This window comes from Psychrobacillus sp. NPDC058041 (genome assembly GCF_042885655.1).
Classification (GTDB): Bacteria; Bacillota; Bacilli; order Bacillales_A; family Planococcaceae; genus Psychrobacillus.
In genome coordinates, this window is the sequence record NZ_JBHVRO010000008.1 from 77,912 (window position 1) to 99,998 (window position 22,087).

20 protein-coding genes are annotated in these 22,087 nt (G+C 35.1%); 18 read left to right on the forward strand and 2 right to left on the reverse strand.

Annotated features, from left to right (window positions below):
• Window positions 1-30 precede the first annotated feature (30 nt).
• The 11 genes from ACFVR1_RS13740 (at window position 31) to ACFVR1_RS13790 (ending at window position 10,570) form a co-directional block, all read left to right on the forward strand.
• The gene (locus ACFVR1_RS13740) at window positions 31-348 is read left to right on the forward strand and encodes a helix-turn-helix domain-containing protein (protein ID WP_387584784.1); all 318 of its coding nucleotides are present in this window, start codon (window positions 31-33) and stop codon (window positions 346-348) included.
• 307 nt (window positions 349-655) lie between these two features.
• Entirely contained in the window at window positions 656-1,330 is a 675-nt protein-coding gene (locus tag ACFVR1_RS13745) for a Rha family transcriptional regulator (protein ID WP_387584785.1), read from the forward strand.
• 232 nt (window positions 1,331-1,562) lie between these two features.
• On the forward strand, window positions 1,563-2,294 hold the full coding sequence (locus ACFVR1_RS13750) for a hypothetical protein (RefSeq protein WP_387584786.1): 732 nt from the start codon (window positions 1,563-1,565) through the stop codon (window positions 2,292-2,294).
• A 145-nt stretch (window positions 2,295-2,439) separates the two neighbouring features.
• Window positions 2,440-2,964: a helix-turn-helix domain-containing protein gene (locus ACFVR1_RS13755; RefSeq protein ID WP_387584787.1), complete on the forward strand. Its 525-nt coding sequence runs from the start codon at window positions 2,440-2,442 to the stop codon at window positions 2,962-2,964.
• Window positions 2,965-3,036: 72 nt separating this feature from the next.
• Window positions 3,037-3,858, forward strand: coding sequence for a DUF6414 family protein (locus tag ACFVR1_RS13760; RefSeq protein WP_387584788.1), 822 nt, complete (start codon window positions 3,037-3,039; stop codon window positions 3,856-3,858).
• Window positions 3,859-4,286: 428 nt separating this feature from the next.
• On the forward strand, window positions 4,287-4,925 hold the full coding sequence (locus tag ACFVR1_RS13765; RefSeq protein WP_387584790.1) for a DUF3990 domain-containing protein: 639 nt from the start codon (window positions 4,287-4,289) through the stop codon (window positions 4,923-4,925).
• Between the two features lie 16 nt (window positions 4,926-4,941).
• Window positions 4,942-5,535, forward strand: coding sequence for a hypothetical protein (locus ACFVR1_RS13770; protein WP_387584791.1), 594 nt, complete (start codon window positions 4,942-4,944; stop codon window positions 5,533-5,535).
• Window positions 5,536-5,805: 270 nt separating this feature from the next.
• Window positions 5,806-6,903, forward strand: a complete 1,098-nt coding sequence (locus ACFVR1_RS13775) for a hypothetical protein (RefSeq protein ID WP_387584793.1) — start codon at window positions 5,806-5,808, stop codon at window positions 6,901-6,903.
• A gap of 214 nt (window positions 6,904-7,117) precedes the next feature.
• The gene (locus ACFVR1_RS13780) at window positions 7,118-7,711 is read left to right on the forward strand and encodes a recombinase family protein (RefSeq protein WP_387584794.1); all 594 of its coding nucleotides are present in this window, start codon (window positions 7,118-7,120) and stop codon (window positions 7,709-7,711) included.
• A gap of 57 nt (window positions 7,712-7,768) precedes the next feature.
• Window positions 7,769-8,929 carry a hypothetical protein gene (locus ACFVR1_RS13785; RefSeq protein ID WP_387584796.1) on the forward strand — a complete coding sequence of 387 codons (1,161 nt, stop codon included), beginning with the start codon at window positions 7,769-7,771 and terminating at the stop codon, window positions 8,927-8,929.
• A gap of 516 nt (window positions 8,930-9,445) precedes the next feature.
• A complete protein-coding gene (locus ACFVR1_RS13790) occupies window positions 9,446-10,570 on the forward strand; it encodes a DUF4238 domain-containing protein (protein ID WP_387584798.1) in 1,125 nt (374 codons plus the stop codon).
• A gap of 537 nt (window positions 10,571-11,107) precedes the next feature.
• Here the strand turns inward: ACFVR1_RS13790 and ACFVR1_RS13795 are convergent.
• Window positions 11,108-11,230, reverse strand: coding sequence for an HNH endonuclease (locus tag ACFVR1_RS13795; protein ID WP_387584800.1), 123 nt, complete (start codon window positions 11,228-11,230; stop codon window positions 11,108-11,110).
• Window positions 11,231-11,671: 441 nt separating this feature from the next.
• Window positions 11,672-12,196 (reverse strand): DinB family protein, encoded by a 525-nt coding sequence (locus tag ACFVR1_RS13800; RefSeq protein ID WP_387584802.1) that lies wholly within the window; start codon window positions 12,194-12,196, stop codon window positions 11,672-11,674.
• Window positions 12,197-12,742: 546 nt separating this feature from the next.
• On the opposite strand from ACFVR1_RS13800, the gene ACFVR1_RS13805 reads away from it, so the two are divergent.
• The 7 genes from ACFVR1_RS13805 to ACFVR1_RS13835 all read left to right on the forward strand — a co-directional run bounded on the left by ACFVR1_RS13805 (window position 12,743) and on the right by ACFVR1_RS13835 (window position 21,627).
• The gene (locus tag ACFVR1_RS13805) at window positions 12,743-13,312 is read left to right on the forward strand and encodes an SF0329 family protein (RefSeq protein ID WP_387584910.1); all 570 of its coding nucleotides are present in this window, start codon (window positions 12,743-12,745) and stop codon (window positions 13,310-13,312) included.
• 669 nt (window positions 13,313-13,981) lie between these two features.
• Window positions 13,982-14,203 (forward strand): transcriptional regulator, encoded by a 222-nt coding sequence (locus tag ACFVR1_RS13810; RefSeq protein ID WP_387584803.1) that lies wholly within the window; start codon window positions 13,982-13,984, stop codon window positions 14,201-14,203.
• A 697-nt stretch (window positions 14,204-14,900) separates the two neighbouring features.
• Window positions 14,901-16,007, forward strand: coding sequence for a sugar ABC transporter substrate-binding protein (locus tag ACFVR1_RS13815; protein WP_387584804.1), 1,107 nt, complete (start codon window positions 14,901-14,903; stop codon window positions 16,005-16,007).
• A 90-nt stretch (window positions 16,008-16,097) separates the two neighbouring features.
• Window positions 16,098-17,618, forward strand: a complete 1,521-nt coding sequence (locus ACFVR1_RS13820) for an ATP-binding cassette domain-containing protein (RefSeq protein WP_387584805.1) — start codon at window positions 16,098-16,100, stop codon at window positions 17,616-17,618.
• A gap of 14 nt (window positions 17,619-17,632) precedes the next feature.
• Window positions 17,633-18,808 carry a sugar ABC transporter permease gene (locus ACFVR1_RS13825; protein WP_387584809.1) on the forward strand — a complete coding sequence of 392 codons (1,176 nt, stop codon included), beginning with the start codon at window positions 17,633-17,635 and terminating at the stop codon, window positions 18,806-18,808.
• Between the two features lie 227 nt (window positions 18,809-19,035).
• Window positions 19,036-19,866, forward strand: a complete 831-nt coding sequence (locus tag ACFVR1_RS13830) for a gluconate 2-dehydrogenase subunit 3 family protein (RefSeq protein ID WP_387584810.1) — start codon at window positions 19,036-19,038, stop codon at window positions 19,864-19,866.
• A 15-nt stretch (window positions 19,867-19,881) separates the two neighbouring features.
• Window positions 19,882-21,627, forward strand: coding sequence for a GMC family oxidoreductase (locus ACFVR1_RS13835; protein WP_387584812.1), 1,746 nt, complete (start codon window positions 19,882-19,884; stop codon window positions 21,625-21,627).
• Window positions 21,628-22,087: the final 460 nt, after the last annotated feature.

Sequence of the window (22,087 nt, forward strand, 5' to 3'; positions counted from 1 at the left end):
ATATTACGGAAAATAAAAAGGAGGCATAAAATGATTAATTTGCAGTTGGATGAAAGGTGGATGGAGAAAGTTTATAGGGAACAGATCGATGATTACCTGAAATCTGTAGAAAAGGAAAGTATGTTAATGACATTTAATGATCTTGTAAAATACTTGAACATGAGCAATGTTTCGATTCGTGAATTTCTGTTGTGGAGAGATGATTTCCCTAAAATTCGATTGGGGTCAAAGTGGTTATTCCCACGTAAAGAAGTTGCTGTATTTATGGAGGGATATTTGGAAGAAGTCAGGGCGGTTGGTGGAGATATACATGCAATGAAGCGTCATAAAATTGGTCGTGAGTATTAATTATCTTACTTATTCAAGCCCAACTATATTTGTGAGTACGAAAAAGCTTATCCAATCTAATTACGTCACAAGACTTAGGCGAGTATTGAATGATGCAGCAGCCTAAAGCCAAGCTAACACTTTCACGCAATTACTATAGAAGTGATATGCGTCAAGCCTACCGAGCGATGTTCGGACAAGTTAAAGACCGGGTAGGGGGTGGTATGAATGGTTTTAGGAAAAGTTTAAAAAAGTGAAATATCGTATTTTAAGCAAGTGCAGTTGTTATATTGCTTTTAAAACATTATTAATGAAGAGGAGATATGAGATGAATCAATTAAAAGTACTTTTGAAAGATGGGCAACTTGTAACGGATAGCCGAGATGTAGCTGAAATGATCGAGCAAAATCACAAGGAGTTGTTAAGAACAATTCGAGGATATTCTGAAATTTTAGGTGAGCGCAATTTTGCGCAGTCCAATTTCTTTATCGAAAGTTGGTATGTTAACTCTCAAAATAAATCATTTCCCTGCTACTTACTTACTAAGAAGGGTTGCGACATGGTAGCAAATAAAATGACTGGGGAAAAAGGTGTTCTATTCACTGCAGCATATGTTACTAGATTTGAAGAGATGGAAAAAGCAGTTCATCAACCAAAAGCTCTTTCGGAAAAAGAACAATTAAAAGCATCTATGAGACTTTCACTAGAAACTTCGGAAGAGGTCGAGGTTCTGAAGGTTGAAGTAAACGAACTAAAAGAAAAAGTAGATAACCAGATCACAATAGATCACGGTGAACAATGTTTAATGCAGCAGTTAATAAGTAAAAAAGTTTCTGAACATGCAATATCCGGAGGTCATAAGCGAGTGCTTTTTCCTGAGCTTTATGGAGAAATTAAGAATCGTTTCGGAGTTAGCTCATACAGAGATGTCAAGAGAAATGAATTGCAAACAGCTATTAGATATATAGAATCGTGGATTCCAAGAAAAAGGAATTTAAGTTGAAACTGATCAAAAAATTCATAAAAACAGAAGCTAGTCAATTTAAAAACCCACTCCCTCACTGCAATGAGGGATGGGGTACTTGGAAAAAATTTGTTCTCTTATTATAACATAAAGGAGTTAGTCATACATGAATGAATTACAAGTATTACAAGTGATAATGTCAAGTGTATTGGTCACTATGTGCTTTATACGAGCCTCTAATAAACACAGAGGATGTGGGAAGGTGAAGTAAATGCATAATGGATGGATTAAGCTTTACAGAAAAATTTTACAAAGTCCAGTTTTTGTGGATTCAAAAAAGTTGAAGCTTTGGGTGCTATGTCTTTTAAAAGCAACACACACAGAAAGAAAACAGGTAGTAGGGAATCAAGTTATCTTTTTAGAAAAGGGGCAGTTTGTTACTGGTAGAGTATCTCTTGCTGTGGAATATAACAAAGATGTAATTGGTATTGAAAGAGTGTCAGAACAAACATTGTGGCGTTGGATGAAATTTCTTGAAAAAGAAGGAATGTTAAGCATCAAATCAACGACTAAATTTAGTGTAATAACTGTACTTAATTGGAGCTTCTACCAAATAAGTGAACAAGAAGATGAAAGTCAGATGAACAACAAATTAGCAACAAATGAACAGCAATTGAACACAAACAAGAATGAAGAGAATGTTAAGAAATTAAAGAATGTAAATAAAAATAATAGTCAAAAGTCTTCGACTTCTGACGTAGATTTAGAAAATGCTCATTTGCTTTATGAATTAATTAGTAAAAATTATAATATACCAGAACCAAATTTTGATAGATGGGCAGATCACTTTCGAATACTCCGAAATAAAGTTTACGAAGATGTTTCTGATGATACTATAAGGTACCTGATTGAGTTTACACAAGAGGATTTTTATTGGCAAGAAATTATTCTTTCAGCAGAAGATTTTAAAGTTCATTATCCAAGAATTTATATGTGCGCCTGAATTGGTGAAATTGTGTAGAGGACTTTTCTAGAAAATTTATCGATTGCCGTTCTTAATTGTTAGGGTTATTAACTTCTAATAACTTCTAACTAAATGCTTTATGCGTTCTCGTTCTGATTACATTCAAACAGGGGGTTTACTAAACATGCAATTAGAAGAAAAAAGATTAGTAGGTATAAATAAAATTAATGAACGGCAATCGAAAAATAGTGGAAAAAAGGTTGGTAGAAAACCCCTATATACACAATGGCTAACTAATAAAGGATTAGCATTAGTAAAAAAGTGGTCAGAAGAGGGATTAATTAACAAACAAATATCTCGCAAAATAGGTATTAACGTTGCGACATTATATGAATGGCAAGACCGATTTCCCGAGTTTGCCGATGCCATTAAGAAGGGAAAAAAGGTAATTGATGACGAGGTAGAAAACTCTTTGCTTAAACGGGCAATCGGTTACAGATATGAAGAGGAGACATGGGGAAAGGGTATTGATGGAGAAATGATTATAGTAAAAAAAGTGGTCAAGTCGCAAGCGCCGGACGTTACCGCACAAATATTTTGGCTGAAGAATCGCCAACCGGAACGATGGAGAGAACGAGTGGAAATCAAAAACGAGCACGAGGGCACCGTAATAGTGGAAATGGGTGATATGGAGAAATGGAGCAACTAATCTTATAATAATAATTAAAATAGGAGGTTTTTCCTTTCTTTTTGACGAATATTGTTAGTAGGAGGGGATAAAATGTTTTTACCTACAATTTATTGGCAAGATGGCAAAAGAACAAAACAATTCTTAGAGATGTTAGTTGAAGATTTAATGACAGAGTACAGTATTACACAACAAAGCAATAAAGAAAGTGGAATAGAAATAGGTGGAAATGCAAGCAAAGTAATGGCGAAATACCAAAAAGGGTTTGGAACTGGGCAGCAAATTGAAGGTCATATTAGCAAATCTGATTCAGCTTTATTTAAAGATCTATACACCATTCTTGAGGATAAACAAATGATTCAAACGTTAATCGGATTCGACGAAGGAATATGGGATCAATTAAAAAGTGGTGAGTTTGTTGAATTGACAGGGGAATTCAAACAATCACCTGCAGAATTAGTTTTATCAAGTATGTTAGATATGGTGGACCAATTTAAAGGATATTTTGAAACTGCTGCAACTCAAGAGGAGATTCAAAATTTTGAAATTGCATCAAAAATGCTTAATTTTAAAAAGGTAACTATGATTATAAAACCCTATACTGAAGTCGAAGACAAATATAAATTTTTCACATCATTAGAGGGGAATAATTTTGTAGAAGACAGGTATGATCTAGAAGGAGAATTTACTATTCTAGCAAAGATAAAACGAATATATAAACCACATGAAAAGATTGACTTAGTTAAGTTATTGCCTGGAAAATTGAGAATAGGTAAAAAGCAATTAATGTCATTTTTACCTAGTATGAATGCCAATGAAGACTTATCCTTTGATGTTGGGGAAATTAATGAGGAATCTTTTGAACTAAAGGGACCTGCAATAGAACTAACGACAATTGCCATTTACCAAGTTTAAAAAATGCTTACGGTCAGGGGTAAATTGTATGTATCTAAAATAACAAATAAAAATACCGTCCTTTTAACGGGACGGTATTTATTAATTTCAATTAGTAACATGGTCTGAACTAGGTTGGTGTTTTAGTAAAGCCTAGTGTGAAATCACTAGGCTCCCGAAGTTATGGCTGAAATCTTTTGGCATTAAAATCGTAAACCTGAAAAGTGGAGAGAAAGAGTGGAAATTAAAAACGAGCATGAAGGGAAGTTCATCGTAGAAATTGGTGATATGAAAAAGTGGAGTAATTAAGCAATTAAATATCATTAAACTTATTCAAGAATTAACAAATAAGTTTACACATCATAAAATAAAGAAACATAAAATATCTAAATCCCGCTTAATATGATAGAATAATAAGAAAAATAAATTACTTATTTTGGGAGAATAACATGGAAATATTAAAAAAGACTAATGAAGAAATCCTAGCGGAGATATCTGAAAATGTTTTATACCATGGAACATGCGTTTCTAATGATACTGATTTCTCATTTGAACAAATAGATGTGACAAAAGGGGCTAAAAAAACTGATTTTGGTAAAGGCTTTTACATGACAACAAATAAGGAAATGGCAGTCGATAGAGCAGAGTCGAGAAAATCCTTTTACTTAGAACAGCTTATAGCTCACTACGGTTCAATAAACGATATCCCTGAAAAAGAATTTCCTAGGGCGGTAGTAAAAAGCTTTAAATTCGATGCTTCGAACCTTAGTGAAATAAAATATTTAGTTTTTTCTCAATATAATGAGGAGTGGTTAAATTTCATTGCCCATAAAAAGCAATTATTTAACAATCAAATTTCCTATTCGCAATTTACTTGTAGACATAAAGATGAAATATATGATGTTATTTACGGTCCACTCGTTGACGGAAAGCCAAAATTAAAATATTTGGTAAAACGGTATACAAAACAAGGTGGAATTATTAATAAGGAAAAGTTATTAAGTGAGATATCCTCTAGCTTTAACTTTCCGTTGCAAGATCAAATATCGATTCACACGGAGAAAGGTAAACTGTTTCTTAAAGAATGATAGGGTGGTGAATAAAATGGACCATATTACGGATGAAGAACTGTATGAATCTTTAAAAGAAGACCTAATAGATGAACTTAAAGAAAAATACGCTTTGTCAATCGAAATAATAAATGAAGTTTTGATAAAAAATAAATTTAAGGATAGATTTTTAAGGAATAGTAAACAGTTTGATTACATTGAACCAGAGGAAGTAGCTGCTGAATTTTATAAAACTTATAAACATCTAAAAGGACTTAACACTCTGGAGATACAAGTGCCGATTAAGCCTATTAATAAATCTTATGCAGCAACGGGTAAAAAAGTTGCTTACTCTACAGTTGCTGGTATGAAAGTGGCTATGAAAGTTGCTTATAAAGAACTACCTTTATTTAAACCTAAAAGACATCTAGGTATTAGTATTACAAAAACCAATGGTTATGGCATCATAACTGCTAAAGGTCGTAAATTGCATGTTGGATTACGAATTAAAAGCAACGGTGAAGTAATAGTTGTGCAAGATAATGAAAAAGGAAAAGTACAAAAGAAATATGGATTACTGGGGTCCTCGTCAGCTACCGAACGAACTGATTATTCAATTATAAAACGAGAAGGTAGACGCAGCGAATGATACAAAATTTGAAATAATTTTTCTTCAAGGTTTTTCTAGTTTAATAAAAGTTTAGATTTGAAACGTACTCATTTGAATGCCTAATGTGTGCGTTTTTTTTTATTCCGAACAAAAGCAAACTGATTTTGTATATGTTGAAGTGTAGTTAAAATTTTATTTTATATTGTGAATTCGAAAGACTATAAAAATAGAAAAAAACATTACTGCAATCGTAATTGGCAGAGGATACAATATAAGTTAAAAGGAAATGTTTTTCAAGGAGGAAAAAGTTTGATTTGGATTAAATGTATAGGATTATATCTGATTTTGGTATATTTATGGACGGGCTTCCTATGGCTAATAAAAATTGGTTTAGAAAAATATAAATTTAAATTTTTGCAAAGAGCAGAGAGTAAGCAAGAAATATATTTAATGAATCATGATATAAAAAAGATGGTGAACTCTATTAAATTTGAGATGTTTTTAGAAGATAAGATAAATAAGGTTATTCCTTATTTTCCATACAAAAGTCATCGAAGCTATTCTGACGAACAATTGATGTTTGCAATTAGAAAAAATTATGATGTGTTCTTTTTCTATATAAAAAGGCTCCTACCTTTTAAATTTAGTAGTATGATTATTATATTTTTAATTACCCGCTATTATTTGAATATAGATGTACTCGATTACTTTTCAAATTTGCTAACTTGGAAAGATATTAAGACACTGGGTAATCCTTTGCCTTTTATAACACCATCAATAGCATTAATTTTATTGGTTGTAGCTTTATATTTTACTAGTAGGAGCGGACTGTTTAGAAAAGCTAAAAATAAAATTAAAGTAGAAGAAATTGAAAACAAAATTAAATTCCATAAACAAAATAGGGTTATTTTATCTAAATTGGTATTCGGTGGATATAGTAACATTGAGCATATGATATTAAAACGGAAGTGGATTATTTCAATGTTCAAAGATGTGAAAGGGCAAGAAAAGCCTTTTGATTGGCTAAATAATTTAGAAGGAATCGATGAACTGGATAAATTCATGAATGAATTAGAGAGCAAAAACAAGGACTTATTCCCTTTCTTTTTAGGTATAAACCATTTATCATTTTTGAAATTAAATAACTTATACAGTGAAATTTTCTCACAGTATAAAAATAGGGTTAGTAAACTAAATGGCGTATTCCTAACTAAAAGTCATATGGAGACAGTTATAAAAAATTCGTATTATGTTGCAAAATTTGAAGAGAATCTGAATGAAAGTATATTGAGAAGTGTAAAAACATTGATTTATATGGAAAAGTATCTCGATATTATTAATAACCAGCTTAATAAGCCTCACTCTATTTATACTTTTTTTGCATTTATTATTAACAAAGATAAATAGAAATAATACCTTATCTATACAATAAATCACGATTTAAATTAGTTTAAAAATAGAAAGCAAAAGTTGACAGAGCCAATTGTATAAAAGTGTTAAGAATTAGACATATGCAATGTTCAATTAAATCGAACCCATAATGTTACGAATTTCTGTCTAAAAGTATGTATATAATTATTAGTACAAAACATTGTTAACAATTAGACAGAGGAGTGGAATTGTGGGTGAAAAAGTTGGATATGGTCGTGTGTCGGGTGAAGGGCAAGACTTAACGGCACAAATAGAAGCGTTAAAAGACGCTGGGTGTGAAAAGTTGTTTGTTGAGAAAGTAACAGGCACAAGTACTAAGAATCGTATCAAGTTAAAAGAATTACTTGAGTATGTTCGTGAAGGTGATTCGGTGATTGTTACTAAGATAGATCGATTGGCTAGAAGCATTATTGATTTAAATAAAATCGTTACAGAATTAAATGAAAAAGGTGTTAGTGTAGTTTTCCTTCGGGATAACATTACGTTTGGAGCAGGTAAAGAAAACACAAGCCTCAATAAGTTGATGTTCAATATTTTAGGCAGCTTTGCACAATTTGAGCGTGATATTATTGTTGAAAGAACAAGTGAGGGTAGGAAACGAGCAAAGGCAGCAGGTAAACATATGGGCCGTATTGGACAACCTGAAAAGAAAGTACAACAAGCATTAAATTTGATGGCTACAAGAGAAGAAAACGGTATGAGTGTTGCTGATATTGTTAAGCTCACGGGAGTACCAAAGCCAACGATTTATTTGAAGTTAAAAGAACAAAAAGAAAGAAAGTAATTTTATTAAGCATTTCTGGTTAAGTGTTAACAAACTAAAGCAAAGTGGTGTTATTGTATGTATGGAAAAGATGCGGTTATGGAGTTTGTTAAGAAGCAGCTGAGAAGGCTTCAGTTGATGGATTTGCCCTATAGTACAAATAAAATATCACTTGATAATAAAGGGTTTATTACTACCATTAGTAGCGAAAAAATGATTGCATTGAATTTTTATAATCTCGGTATTTTTGAAGCTGGTTTAAGGCAGGAGCATGATGCGAAGCTGGTTAAATTCCTGATCGCTTATCTGGTGAAGGCAAAGTCGCTCCATTTTTTCGAGTTGGTGTTTGAAGACTTATATGAAGAGTTTCTGTTATATCTGAATGAGGGCAAGTTTGTTTACCGGACGATTGCGCTCATTCATCGCCTCGACACAAAGAACCAAGTGATCAGCTTCCCTGATTTCTGTATTAGGCCGGTGGATAAGGAAAATATCGAATACTTTTATAATAATCTGGAGGAGTACTACAATCATTTCAGCTTAAGGCATACGCAAAATAACCATTTGCCAAATGCCATTGCCATGCTTGAACAAAAGCAAGTCCTGGAAGACTCGGCTAAGAGAAAACCATTTAGGGAACAAATTGAAAAGTTGGGACAGAGTGTTGTTTTATATAATGGAGTAACAGAACACATCTCCTTTTCACCCGTTATCACTTTCAGCTACTTTGACAATAATGGTATGATCAAGGAATATGACTATATCAATAATGTTAAGAATGAAAGATTACGAGGGTTTGTGAGGATGGATGATCCCGCCAGTCTTGTAAGCTATTTTCAAAACATCACTCTCCTAAAAAACAAATTTATCGCGCTGGATAGGTTGGCCTCCGCCCATAACAAAACCGATATGGAAGATAAATTCATTGATCTGATGATTGCCCTGGAATCCATGTTCCCATCGATCACCTCAGAGGTCACCTTCAGAATAGCGTTATACACGGCAACACTGTTGGACAGGAGCCAGGATACCTATAAAACGGTAAAGGACCTCTATAAAACAAGATCGAATCTGGTCCATGGTTCTTCGAAGCTATCAAGGGAGCAGCTGGAGAAGCAATTGGACGAGCTCGATGGGATTGTGCGGAAGGTGATTGTACAGGCGCTGGAATATCATGCGAGAGGGTTTGGGCTTGGAAAGATGGAGGAGGACATTGTTAAGGTACTGTTGCCGAATTGAAGCTTCATTTTAAAGGAGTAGGCTGAAGAAAGCAAAAAGAGTCCTAGAAGAACTAGAAATATTAGTTAGTGAAGTAAGTATGTTCATAATCCTGTACATTTAATTGACACAGGATTTTTTACGCTTATTCAACTCCTATGAAAATTATAAACCAGTAAAAACACTTTTTTTAAAAGTATAAGCCTCTGAGTAATATAAAGTTGCATTGAAAAATAAAAGCATCCCCCTTCTAGTTACAATAAAGGCTAGGCTGGTGCAACCAATCTAAAAGGATTAATCTCCCATAAGTGCTACCACATGTGGCGCGACAGTCTGTGATGCACCGAGATCGTTAAATTCAGACTAACTGGTGGGCTCTATTGCACGATAGTGTATCGACCTTCTTCGCCAGCTGTAGAAACAGTATGGACAGTTTTTCACCATTTTCATTCTCTGTGGTGAAGCGCTGATTTTGCACTTAATAGATGGCTATCGGCGGGATAGTTCAATAAAGAAAAAAGGAGGAGGGCTGAAGAGATGAGTTCAATTACAAAAAATCAGCATTATGTATCCCAGTGTATCACTAGGGAGTTTGCTAACGATAAGGAAAAACTATTTGAGGCATTACTTGACCACCAAAAAGTGATAGCGACTAATTGTAGGGATTCAATGGCTGAAAGTTTTACCTATGAACATTCTGCATTGAAATCAAATTCATTGGAACATTACTTCGGGAAATATGAGACGGAAATGGGAGTAGCTTTAATCGAATTGAAGGAAAAAATTCTTCAGTATGAAGAGGGTAAGACCAGCATAAATGAAATCCAAGCATTGGCAGGAAAACATATGAAGAAATTCACCTTATTTTATTATAAAAGCGGAGCTCTTCTTCACGAGTACCAATTTGAATTAAAAGAGAAAGAAGATCGGATAACTTATTTATTGCAAAAAATTTCGGATTCACGATATTTAAACGAGCTAAGTAAAACTTTATCCAATTATTATAAATTTGCTGTGATAAAAAGCAGGGAAAAAGAATTTCTTTTAAGTGACCAATTTTTGTCCACTGCTGCTCTTTCGATAAAAGGTATGTTTTTCAATAGCAGTAACCGTAATATTGGACTTAAAGACATTGTAATATTAATTCCTGTTTCTTCAGAATACTATCTTGTCTATTATGATGGGAAGGTGCCGTTTGAGATTGTAAAGGATGAATTCAATGACTTAACAAAAGAACAAATAGAAGTAATAAATAGTGTCATAATTAATAATTCCTATAAAAAAACGGTTAGCCTGAAACGGGAACCACTCGAGCGAGCTTTGCAGCAATATAAATATAAATCGCCAGTTGGAACAATTGCAGGATTTAAAAGTGGAAAATCAAGTGGGGCTACTATAAAAAAAGAAGTTTTTTTCACCAATGATGTGGAAGAACTTTGGGAGATTTTTAGAGGACACCAATGGTCAAAACACTACAAAAGAATAGAACGTAACGAACCTTGTTTTTGTGAAAGTGGAAAAAAACTAAAAAATTGCTGTATTGAAACGGTTTCGTTATTAAGGGACACTATGCGAACAGCCCTTACAGCTAGAAATGATAACAGACATTTAATTACCGTTCATCCTAATGCAATCGTTGAAAAGGCTGTAGTAGAATTTTAATAATTTATAACGGTATATTTGAGGCTATTGACCAGTAAACTTCGTGAAATGATGTACTTAAATGACTGGAGACAACATTACTTTAGTAAATGTTGTAGCGAGAATGAGATAAACAGGATTGAAGAGTACAAATTACTATGAGTAAAAATGCTTTACTCGGATTAGGTATTGAGTTAAACCCATTAAGCACATGAATATAAAAATGGTAAACATTTTCAAATAGATCTCATAAACAAAGAATATATAGTCCAATCTCAGGGAATTATGCTTCACTCAGAGAGTTGTGAACGTATATTGGGGTGTGGAGATTTCGAATCATTTACTAAATATACCAAAGAAGAGGTTTAGTTGTATTTGTGAAACATTGTACTTTAACTAACGGGTGCTTAGTTGAATAAGAAATTAAAATTAAAATATGGGAAATAGCTCAGTTCGCAAGACTGAGCTATTTTATTATTTACAAAAAGCACCGCTAACTGCGGTTCGATTAGTTATACATTTTTCTTAAAGGAAGGTACGTTATCATGATTTTTAACTTTACCTAAATTTTTCAAGGAATTCATCTAATGTCAGTGTTCCTTTTTTTGAATTGCAAGATCTACACGCAGGGACAATATTTTCTAACTTGTCTGTGCGGCATGATGTAATAAGCCGCTTCAACCCCTGATATTACTGGGTTTGTATGTAAGGTGAAAGTGAAATGCTAACCTTGAGAAAAATAAAGGGAAGCTTCTAATAAGTTCATTGAACTTATTAGAAGCTTCTTTTTTCATTTCTTGGGTAACACATCTATAGTGATTTGATCATACGTGTGACTAAGTCTATCAATGATTTCCTAGAGTGAGACACGGGCCTGGGCAAGAATTGACGTAAAAGTGTGTCTTAGACTATGAGGTGTTAACTCGTCATTTAGACCAACGATCATTAGTAGCCTTTTCATTCAGTCCCGTACTGTTTTAATTACGATGGGATAACAGAATTGTTGCTGTAGGGGGTTATTTCAATTGAATTGTTGATTAGTGTTAGGCTAAACAATTGACAAAAGAGTCCTTTCACAAAAGTTTTGTTTAAGGACTCTTTCTTTATTATATTATTTAAAAGTTAGTTATTCATAATGCGAAGGTAAGCCTTCCAAGGTCCGACATCCTCTTTATAGCGATTGGCCAGTACTCTTGTTATTTGTGCGGTGTGGCTGAGATCATGTGCAGTCCAAGTAGCTAATTGTTCACTAAGTTTCACAATCCCAAAATCGGGGTGTGTTCCGGTTTGTTCTAAGTTGGTTAGAGGATGAATGATCGTTGCTAATTTTTTTATATTTTTTTGCCGTATTTCTGCAAACTCGCTAAGCAATTGGTTAATTGTTTTCTCAGAGTTTTGATAAAGTTGACTATATCGGTCGAATGGAGGGAATGTTTCTGATTCCCCTTTGGATAAAATTATCTCGATTCTTGGAATCCAATTATACTTTTCAGCCTCAATCAGATGTCCCACTACATCAAAGGGGCTCCAAGTGGATTTACCTTCATTGGAATAAATCCAATTAACCGATAACCCAGAAAGTAAACTTTCAAGCGTCATGGGTGTGCGTTCGAGAATTTCTATTGCCTCTTCTATTTTAAAACTCACCTCAACAACCTCCCGTAAAAATCAAATAACAACATCCATATTTTATCATATACATTATTGTTGGCAAAAAATCTGCGATTGCCATCCAAGCCACTTTGAGGAACGTTAGAATATGCTACCATTTTGCTAACGCACTCCCATGAAAAACGGTAAATTTCCGATAAGTTGTTACACCTCAGATTTCTCAAAACTTTGATATGTCGCATGTTAAGCATACATTTTTAGGGTTATTACACACTTTCACCTTATGGGCGGCATGATGTAATAAGCCGCTTCAACCCCGGATATATAAGGGTTTGTATGTAAGGTGAAAGTAAAATGCTAACATAGAGGATTATAATCGAGGCTTTTCATTAGTTGTGCAAACTTTTGAGAAGCTTCTTTTTTTATTTCTTGGGTAAAATGTAGGTAGACAAGTTATTGTTTCATGGTCAAGTCACACTTAAACCTAGTATTTAGTATGATCGATGAGTTGGTTATTGTATTATGGATAATAGAACGACTATCTCAATAAATATTTTTAATATAAAAATTAAGGAGAATTACATGTCCTGGAGCAAATTGAAGAAAAATTTGGAGAGTTTTCTCTGTCCTGCATTATTTGGAAGAGTTGAATACCGTGCAAGCAGCTACCGTTATTTACCTGATAAAGCAGGGATTTGTTATATTGCGGTAGATAAAAAGAATGTACTCAATATGAGTGATATAACTACATTAATCAGATGGTATCAGACGGAGCAGGAAATTAAAAATGATTCAGATATCCAAATTCCTATCAATAATGAGGAAATTGAAGCAGTAAGAAAAGAAACTAAGGGGATAGTTCCGGAGGATCGTCTACAAGTAATTGCAAGGGGTAGAAAATTATCAGAATATGCTAAGGAGGTTTTGTCAGCGCAGTCTTCATTAAGTAAATCAAATTTTATCGTTGTGGCTAATAAGTTTTTATCCACTTCTATAGAGGAAAGCATAGAGAGCGATGATATCCTATTGAATATTCTAGCTTTGGTGGACAGACGAGTTGGAAAAAAACGAATTTTAAACATGACCGAGAAGATGAAGTTAAAGCATCCAATTGTGCAGTATTTTTTTGAACTACGGCTTAGTACGTTATGATAATAAATAACTCATCAGCTGAACATCACTTATTGCGAAAAATTTATCGCCATAGTAGATTTTAGTTTTATCCATGAGATGGTTATCAGAAGAATGGGACCCTTCCCATCTCCTGAAAACCTTTCATTACTTATTGATTTCCTTCGTGTTCAATCAAAAGAATTTATACATTTGTTATTGAGTTTACTGTGCTAGCAATTAGAGTAATAAATTTGGGGAAATCAGCAGTTAACTCAGGGGGAAGAACTCTAGAGCTTTTTATAAAAGTAAATGTAGAATTCAAGATGAAGTTTTAGTTAGGCTACATGACTATTTAATACCTCTGTGACCTACTGGCAACACAGGAGAAGAGTGTGAATAGATGCTAATATTTTGCTAACGCAATCCAATGAAAAACGGTAAAATCCCGTTAAAGATGTTACACCTTAGATTATTAATGACCGTGATATACCGCCCTTTTGGAACACATCGTGATGATTTCTTTTTCAATAATCCAAACACCTTAACCAATCCATTCACATGAAGAGTTCTGCCATAGTCGTTCCCAGCTCAATGACTTAAAAACGATCTTCTCATAATGAGTTAGTCGCTTTTTTTTATTTGTCCAAAAATTCTTGTTGTATATAAAAACGTACGTTCTCATATACTGTAAAACAAGGGGGGACGAATGTGCATGATTTATTGGAGAAGTATTTCAGTCGTGGGCAGATTGTTGAATTAATGTATCTTTCGAAGTCAGGTGAAATCAGTAAACGAAGGGTGAAGGTCATTAAGATTCAAGGTGACTCATTCCAAGCTTATTGCTTTAAACGAAATGCCAAACGTACTTTTCTAATAAATAACCTACTGGCCATTGTTCCTGTAATTCATAAAGAAAGGGACGTTTTCTAATGGTAATTCAAATAGTCAATTATCAATAAAAAGGCCACTCATCAATTCAGTGAATTGTTGTGGGGCATATTCCTTATTTTTTATCTCAAACACTTATTTCATTTTTTGTGAAGTTTACTATGACTCTCTATATTTAGTTTCACTTTATTGAAAAGCATCTTTTAAAATAACCTTAGCGCTGACTAGGATTTCTGAGATATATCACATTTATTAATAACTAAATTAATCTAATTTACAATGGTTTAAAAAGTTATTATTATAAGCAATATTAACCTTATTCATATTAACTATATTAATATTTATTTTTGAAGTATTACTAAAAGATTAATATGTTGCATAAATTTACTAATTTTAATTCCGATTATTTAGGGTAATATAATATACATGAGAAACAGTTTGATAACTGTCGAAGATCTCCCTTCGTTATTTTCTCATGTAAATTTCAATATGAAATTTGGGGCCTCACTGTTGAAGAAGTGAGGCTTTTTTTATTTGTCTATTTTCATACCTCACGTATTGACTATCGTAATGATCCCCAATGCGAAGAAATCTTATCCTAAACCTCACCTTATTTCCTTATCCAACAGCAAAAAAGTATAGTAAGGGTTTATAGAATACTATTGATATCGTTATCATATAAATAATCTGAATATACAATTAAATTACACTTGTTATTCAAAGGGAGAGGGGTAAAAAAATGACTAAGAAATTAAAGGGATTAACATTTTTGGTATTGATGATGTTGTTTGTACTAGTAGTAACTGCTTGTAGTTTTGGTAAAAGCGGTAAGGTGGAGGTAGGAATCGTATTACCGACGAAGGATGAACCAAGGTGGGTTCAGGATGAGCAACGTTTCAAGGATGCGTTAAAAAAATCAAAGTATTCAACTGAAATTCTATTTAGTCAAGGTTCTTCAGCAAAGGAAAAAGAAAATGTAGAAGCATTATTAAATAAAGGCATTAAGGTATTGATTATCACTCCTCATGATGGTGCAGCTGCTGCCTCTGCAGTAGAGGCAGCTAAAAAAGAAGGAGTAACAGTTATTGCATATGACCGATTAATTACGGATACAGATGCAGTGGATTATTATGTAACATTCGATAGTTTAGCAGTAGGTGCTGCACAAGCACAGTATTTAGTGGATAATGCAAAAGGTTCTGATGTTCCGCTGTATCTTTATGCAGGAGCAGCCTCCGATAACAACGCATTTTTATTCTTTGAAGGAGCATGGAAAGTACTGCAACCAAAGATTGCTGATGGTACTTTTAAAATTGCCAACTCAAGTGAAGCAGAAAAGCTAAAAGATTCTGTGGATCTTTCTCGCGAACAATTAGGAAAAATTATTGGTCAAATTACAACGAACTGGGATGCAAACGAAGCAAAAAACAAAGCGCAAACTCACTTAACAGCTGCGGGCAAAGAACTAAAAGGTAATGTTTTCATTCTTGCACCGAATGACGGAACAGCTCGTTCAATAGCAGATGTATTTGCCTCTGACAGTGCAATTTCAAGTTACTTTGTAACAGGTCAAGATGCTGAAAAGGCATCTATCCAATATATCATTGACGGAAAGCAATCAATGACAGTGTTTAAAGACGTGCGAACATTAGTAAAAGATGCTATGGGAATGGCGGTAGACATCTTAGATGGAAAAACTCCTGACACAACAGGCTCTTATGATAATGGTTCTATTGAAGTTAAAGCGAAACAAACAAACGTAATAGTCGTGAATAAAGGCAACGTGAAAAAAGAGCTAATCGATTCTGAATACTACAAGGCAGACGAATTTACAGGCTTAAAGTAAGAGCATCCTCTTGGAAAAGGAAAAATAGTGATAGCTTAATCTATCACTATTTCTCCATTTCTATTTTGTTTGGGTTAAGGAGGCAATGGAATGAGCAAATATATTTTAGAGATGAATGACATATCTAAAGAGTTCCCTGGAGTAAAAGCACTATCGAACGTGAACTTCAAAGTGGAAAAAGGTGAGATTCATTGTTTGGTCGGTGAAAATGGTGCGGGAAAATCGACTTTGATGAAAGTGTTAAGCGGAGTTTATCCATATGGTACATACGACGGAGACATCGTAATTGAAGGGAAAATACAACAGTTCCATGAGATTAACGATAGTGTGAAAACTGGTATTGGCATCATTTATCAAGAACTGGCTCTTTTTCCGGATTTGACCGTCTATGAAAATATATTTGCTGGAAACGAAGTGAAGAAGGGTCCCTTCGTTGATTGGAATCAAACAATTGTCCAAGCTACGCAAATATTGAAAAAGGTCAACTTGAAAGTGACACCAGAAACATTGATTAAGGAATTAGGAGTAGGAAAACAACAACTCGTCGAAATTGCAAAAGCGTTAAGTAAAAATGTAAATCTGCTTATTTTAGACGAGCCGACAGCAGCATTAAATGAAGATGACAGTGAAAATCTATTGGAACTCCTTAAGGAGCTAAAAAGCCAAGGAATTAGTTGTATTATGATTTCTCATAAGCTAAAAGAGGTTATCTCCATAGCGGATAAAGTAACGGTTTTACGAGATGGAAAAACGATTTGTACACTGGCTGGTGGTAAAGGGGAAATTACGGAAAATATCATCATCAAAAACATGGTAGGACGTGACATCGAGGATATTTACCCTAAACGTCCAGATAAGAAAGTTGGAGAAACGGTCCTCGAATTAGAAGACTGGTCCGCGTATGATACGCAACTAGGGCGAAATGTTGTAAAAAATATTAATCTCCATGTAAAAAAAAGAGAGATTATCGGGATTTCAGGACTAATGGGGTCCGGTCGAACTGAGCTTGCACTTAGTATTTTTGGAAATCCAAAAAACTATAAGCTACAAGGAAATCTTAAAATACAAGAAGAAACGAAAAAGTTAAAGCATACTAGTGATGCGATTAAGGAAGGCATTGCGTATGTGACGGAGGATCGAAAAGGTGATGGATTGTTTTTATTGCAGGATATTAAGAGCAATGTCTCTGCTGCACATTTGAAGAGCATATCTAAAAATGGGATTCTCAATTTAAACGAGGAAGTGAAGGTTGGAAAAGAATACAAAGACTCTCTAGATATAAAAGCAAGCTCACTAGAGCAAATAGTTGGAAAACTGAGTGGTGGAAACCAGCAAAAAGTATCACTCGGGAAATGGTTGTTTACTGAACCTAAGATTTTGATATTAGATGAACCAACTCGAGGAATTGATGTAGGAGCAAAATTTGAAATATATTCGATTATGAATCAGCTAATTAAAGAGGGTATGAGTATTATTATGATTTCTTCAGAACTTGGCGAAATACTGGGCATGAGTGATCGTATCTATGTCATGGCTGACGGTGCAATCAAAGGAGAACTGACCATGGAGGAGGCGACACAAGAAACGATTATGGTACTTGCTACCCAATAGGAGGGGAATAACAAATGACCTTTTATAAAGAAGCGAAAGCGCTCGTCAAAGCTAACATTCGAGATTACGGGATGTATATTGCGTTAATCGTCATAATGTTAACATTTACATTTATGACGGATGGCTTGTTTATGTCTTCTAGAAACATTAGTAACTTATTGGATTCAGCTGGTTATATAGCGGTTTTAGCAGTTGGGATGACTCTTGTCATAGTTATTCGCCATATTGACTTATCGGTTGGCTTTTTAGCAGGATTTCTAGGTGCAATTGCTGCAATTTTTTTAACGCAACTAGGCTACTCTGTATGGATTACTATTCCTATAATTTTAATTCTAGGTGTCTTGATTGGTTTGTTTAATGGAGCATTAATTGCGAAGCTGGGTATTCCGGCTTTCGTTGCTACGTTGGCTGGGATGTTAATATTCCGGGGTGCGCTATTAAAAGTCACAGAAAAAACTGGAACGATTATTATTAAGGACGGACAGTTTAATGCGATTGGGAATGGTTTTATTCCCTCCATTATGCAAATTAATGGCTTGCATCTATTGACGTTATTAGTAGGACTTGGCGGAATACTTTTATATATTTACAATGATATCTCCAATCGTAGGAACAAATTGAAATATGGTTTTGATGTAATATCTAAGGAGATTTTTAGCTTAAAGCTTGTATTGATTTCAGCGATTATTGCTTATATAACATGGATTTTAGCAGGATATAACGGATTTTCCTGGACGGTTATAATTATGATTATCGTTGTGATAATCTATCATTTTTTTACCTCTAAAACAGTGCTTGGTCGTCATATTTATGCGGTCGGCAGTAATCCAGAGGCAGCGCATTTAAGCGGAATCAACGTACAAAAGATTACATATATCGTCTTTGGATCGATGGGAATGCTTGCGGCTTTATCCGGTATTCTTTTTACTTCACGGCTTCAATCTGCAACGACCACAGCAGGAACACTTTTTGAGCTTGATGCAATTGCAGCGGCGTATGTTGGTGGGGTATCTTCTGCAGGTGGTGTAGGTAAAGTAACAGGCGCTATAATTGGTGCTATCGTAATGGCCTCGTTATCGAACGGGATGAATTTGCTAGGTGTAGGGATTTCATATCAATACATTATTCGAGGAGCTGTTTTAGCGGGAGCAGTAATCTTCGACGTTATGACTCGAAAGCAACGGGCATAGAAAAAATGAGGTAAGCAAAATATTGAATATACAAAAAGTCCTTTCATCCAATATAACATTTGGTGGAAGGACTTTTTGTATTCTTCTTATGGAAGAAGGAACTTTATAACTAACTATGCCAGGTCCCCCGCTACATCTTTAATACCAAGTAAATATGAATATTTTTGGATTATATTGGTGATTATGTTAGGAAGATTAATCAATAGAACTGTAAGGAGGAGCATGAAGTGGCAGATCAACAGAAGGATACAAACAAGATAAGCGATATGAGCCGACGTAAATTTTTGAAAAATTCAGGACTAGTTGTTGGAGGATTAGTTGGAGGTTCCTTGTTTGGCGGAGTACTAACAAACCAGCTTCAGAAAAAGTCAACAACCAATCATACAACCGTTAGTGGTGGTTTACAAGAAGCACGAATCTTTATCAATCGAGCCGAGGACTTCGATATTTTATCGGCCGCAACAGAACGTATTTTTCCGAAAGATGATTTAGGACCAGGGGCCATTGAATTAGGAGTACCTTACTTTATCGATAAGCAGTTAGCTGGAGAATGGGGGATGAATGCCAAGGAATATATGAAAGGGCCATTTATTACGGACATACAAGCAGCAGGTAACCATAACAACAAACGGAATCAGGATAGTCAAGGACCAAATGCAGATACACAAGTACCTACTCCTACGCCAAGATATCAATCCATATTAAATCGAAGTGAGATTTTTACTCTAGGACTACGGAAAATAGATCAAGTGGCTCAAAAAGATTTTGGAGCAAGGTTTGTTGATTTGGACCCAGACAAACAAGATGAAGTGCTGCGTATGTTTGAGCAGGATAAAGTCGAAATGAAAGGGGTAGGATCCTCAAATTTCTTCTATTTACTTCTGCAGACTACGATTGAAGGGGCTTATGCAGATCCTGTATATGGAGGCAATAAAGATATGATGGGTTGGAAGATGAAAGATTATCCAGGTCCACGTGCAAGCTATTTGGATAAAATTGATGCAAAAGAATTCATTAAAATGGAGCCAGTAAGCTTACGAAATTATCAAGGACATTAATGGGAGGTAGATAAGATGGTAGTAAAATTAGGTAAAGTAGATGTAGTAGTTGTTGGTACAGGTTGGGCTGGTGGTGTTGTCTCAGCTGAACTATCGAAAGCCGGCTATAAAGTGGTAGCATTGGAACGTGGTAAAAATGTAACTCGGTCTGATTACATGGGAGTGAAAGATGAACTGCGATATACGAATCGCTATGAGATGATGCAAAATCTAGCTCCTGAAACAATTACTTCCCGAAATTATATAAATGAAGCCGCATTGCCGGTAAGAACTCGTAAAGAAATGATGGCTGGCACAGATTTGGGTGGTGGAAGTGTTCATTGGGCAGGTGCAACTTACCGTTGGAAGCCATATGATTTTGAAATTAGAAGTAAAACAATTGAACGCTATGGGAAGGATAAAATCCCTAAAGACATGACGATACAGGACTGGGGAATCACATACGATGAGATGGAAAAATATTATGATCGTTGGGAAAAAACAGCGGGAATTTCGGGAGAGCCAGACCCTATTGGGGACAAGCGATCAAGTGACTATCCAAACCCACCGATAAAGGAATCACCGGCCGTACGTTTATTTATGGACACTACTAAAAAGATGGGGTATCATCCGTACCGAGTCGCTGCAGGTAATTTATCACAACCCTATACAAATCCCGATGGGGAACAGATAAATCAGTGTATGTTTTGTTCATTTTGTACACATTATGGATGTGATTATGGAGCAAAATCCGATCCACTTGTGACAGTAATCCCGACTGCCATGAAGACCGGGAATTTTGAAGCGAGAACAGGAGCCTATGTTCGACGTGTCTTATATAAAGGTGGTAAAGCAACAGGTGTCCTATATACTGATACCATGACCGGTGAAGAATTTGAACAACCCGCAGATGTGGTTGTACTGGCTGCGTTCACATTTACGAACAATCGATTATTACTGTTATCTGGCATCGGAAAACCTTATAATCCAAATACAAGAAAAGGTGTAATCGGAAGAAACTTTAATGCTCAATTCAATATTACTTTTCTTGGTGCAAGAGGATATTTCAAAGATAAGAAATTTAATTATTATATGGGGTCAGGCGCTTTAGGCGGCACCTTAAGTGATTTTGCAGGAGATAATTTCGATCATTCGAAGTTAAATTTCATTAATGGCGGAGGAATTGAATTAAGGCAATATGGGGACGGAGCCATTGCGACGAATCACGTCCCAAAAGGCACGCCTGCATGGGGACCAGAATTTAAGAAAAACTCAATTAAATATTCGAATAGCTCCCTTGTTGTATGGTATACAATGGCAACCATGTCTTATTGGCATAACTTCGTAGATTTGGATCCAACGTATACGGATAGTTTTAATGACCCACTTTTGCGTATAACTTATAAATATACGGATCAAGACCGGAACATGGCTAAATTCGGCATAGAGAAATCCCAAGAAATCATGGAAGCGATGGGCGCAGACATTGTCGATGAGGATGAGGTTCCACAAGAATTCGATCATGTCTATGATGGCGGACATTACGCGGGAGGCGTCATTATGGGGGCAGACCCATCAACGTCTGCAGTGAATAACTATTTACAAATGTGGGACGTCGATAACCTCTTCGTAGTGGGGGGGTCTGCCTTTCCGCAATTTGCAGGTCATCACCCGACTGCAACAATTGGCTCATTAGGATATCGCGCTGCGGAAGGAATTGAAAAATATCTAAAAAATGGTGGTCAACTAGTAAAAGCAAAACAGAAAAACACCAGTGTTTAATAATGCAAAGCGTAAATGATTCTAAAAAAAGACTGTTTCATGCCATTTCTCAATTTTGGAGAGAAAGGGCTTTAAACAGTCTTTTTATTGTCTAAAAGAATTGAAGAGTAAGCACGAATTTTTGTGTGTAGTAACCTAAAATTAGATAGATGCCAGAATCTAATCATTCAGATTCTGATATCTTACTTTATTTCTTATATCACAATTGCTTTTGATGAAGTTATTTCTTCCGTGATCTCCAAAATCATGTTGGATTTGTTCAATCATCTCATTCACGGACTCTCGTAAAATTTCCTTAGGGATTGAGTGGTTCCGAAAGAGTTCTAATCGGGAGGAACGGATGGCACATTCGATCTCTTAATGCCGTTCTTGTAAATCCACCAGTATAATTCGTAAATAGTGGAAGCAGCGCGCCGTTAGTGTTGCAGCCACGTTATTCCTTTTTCGCTTCCATTCCCTT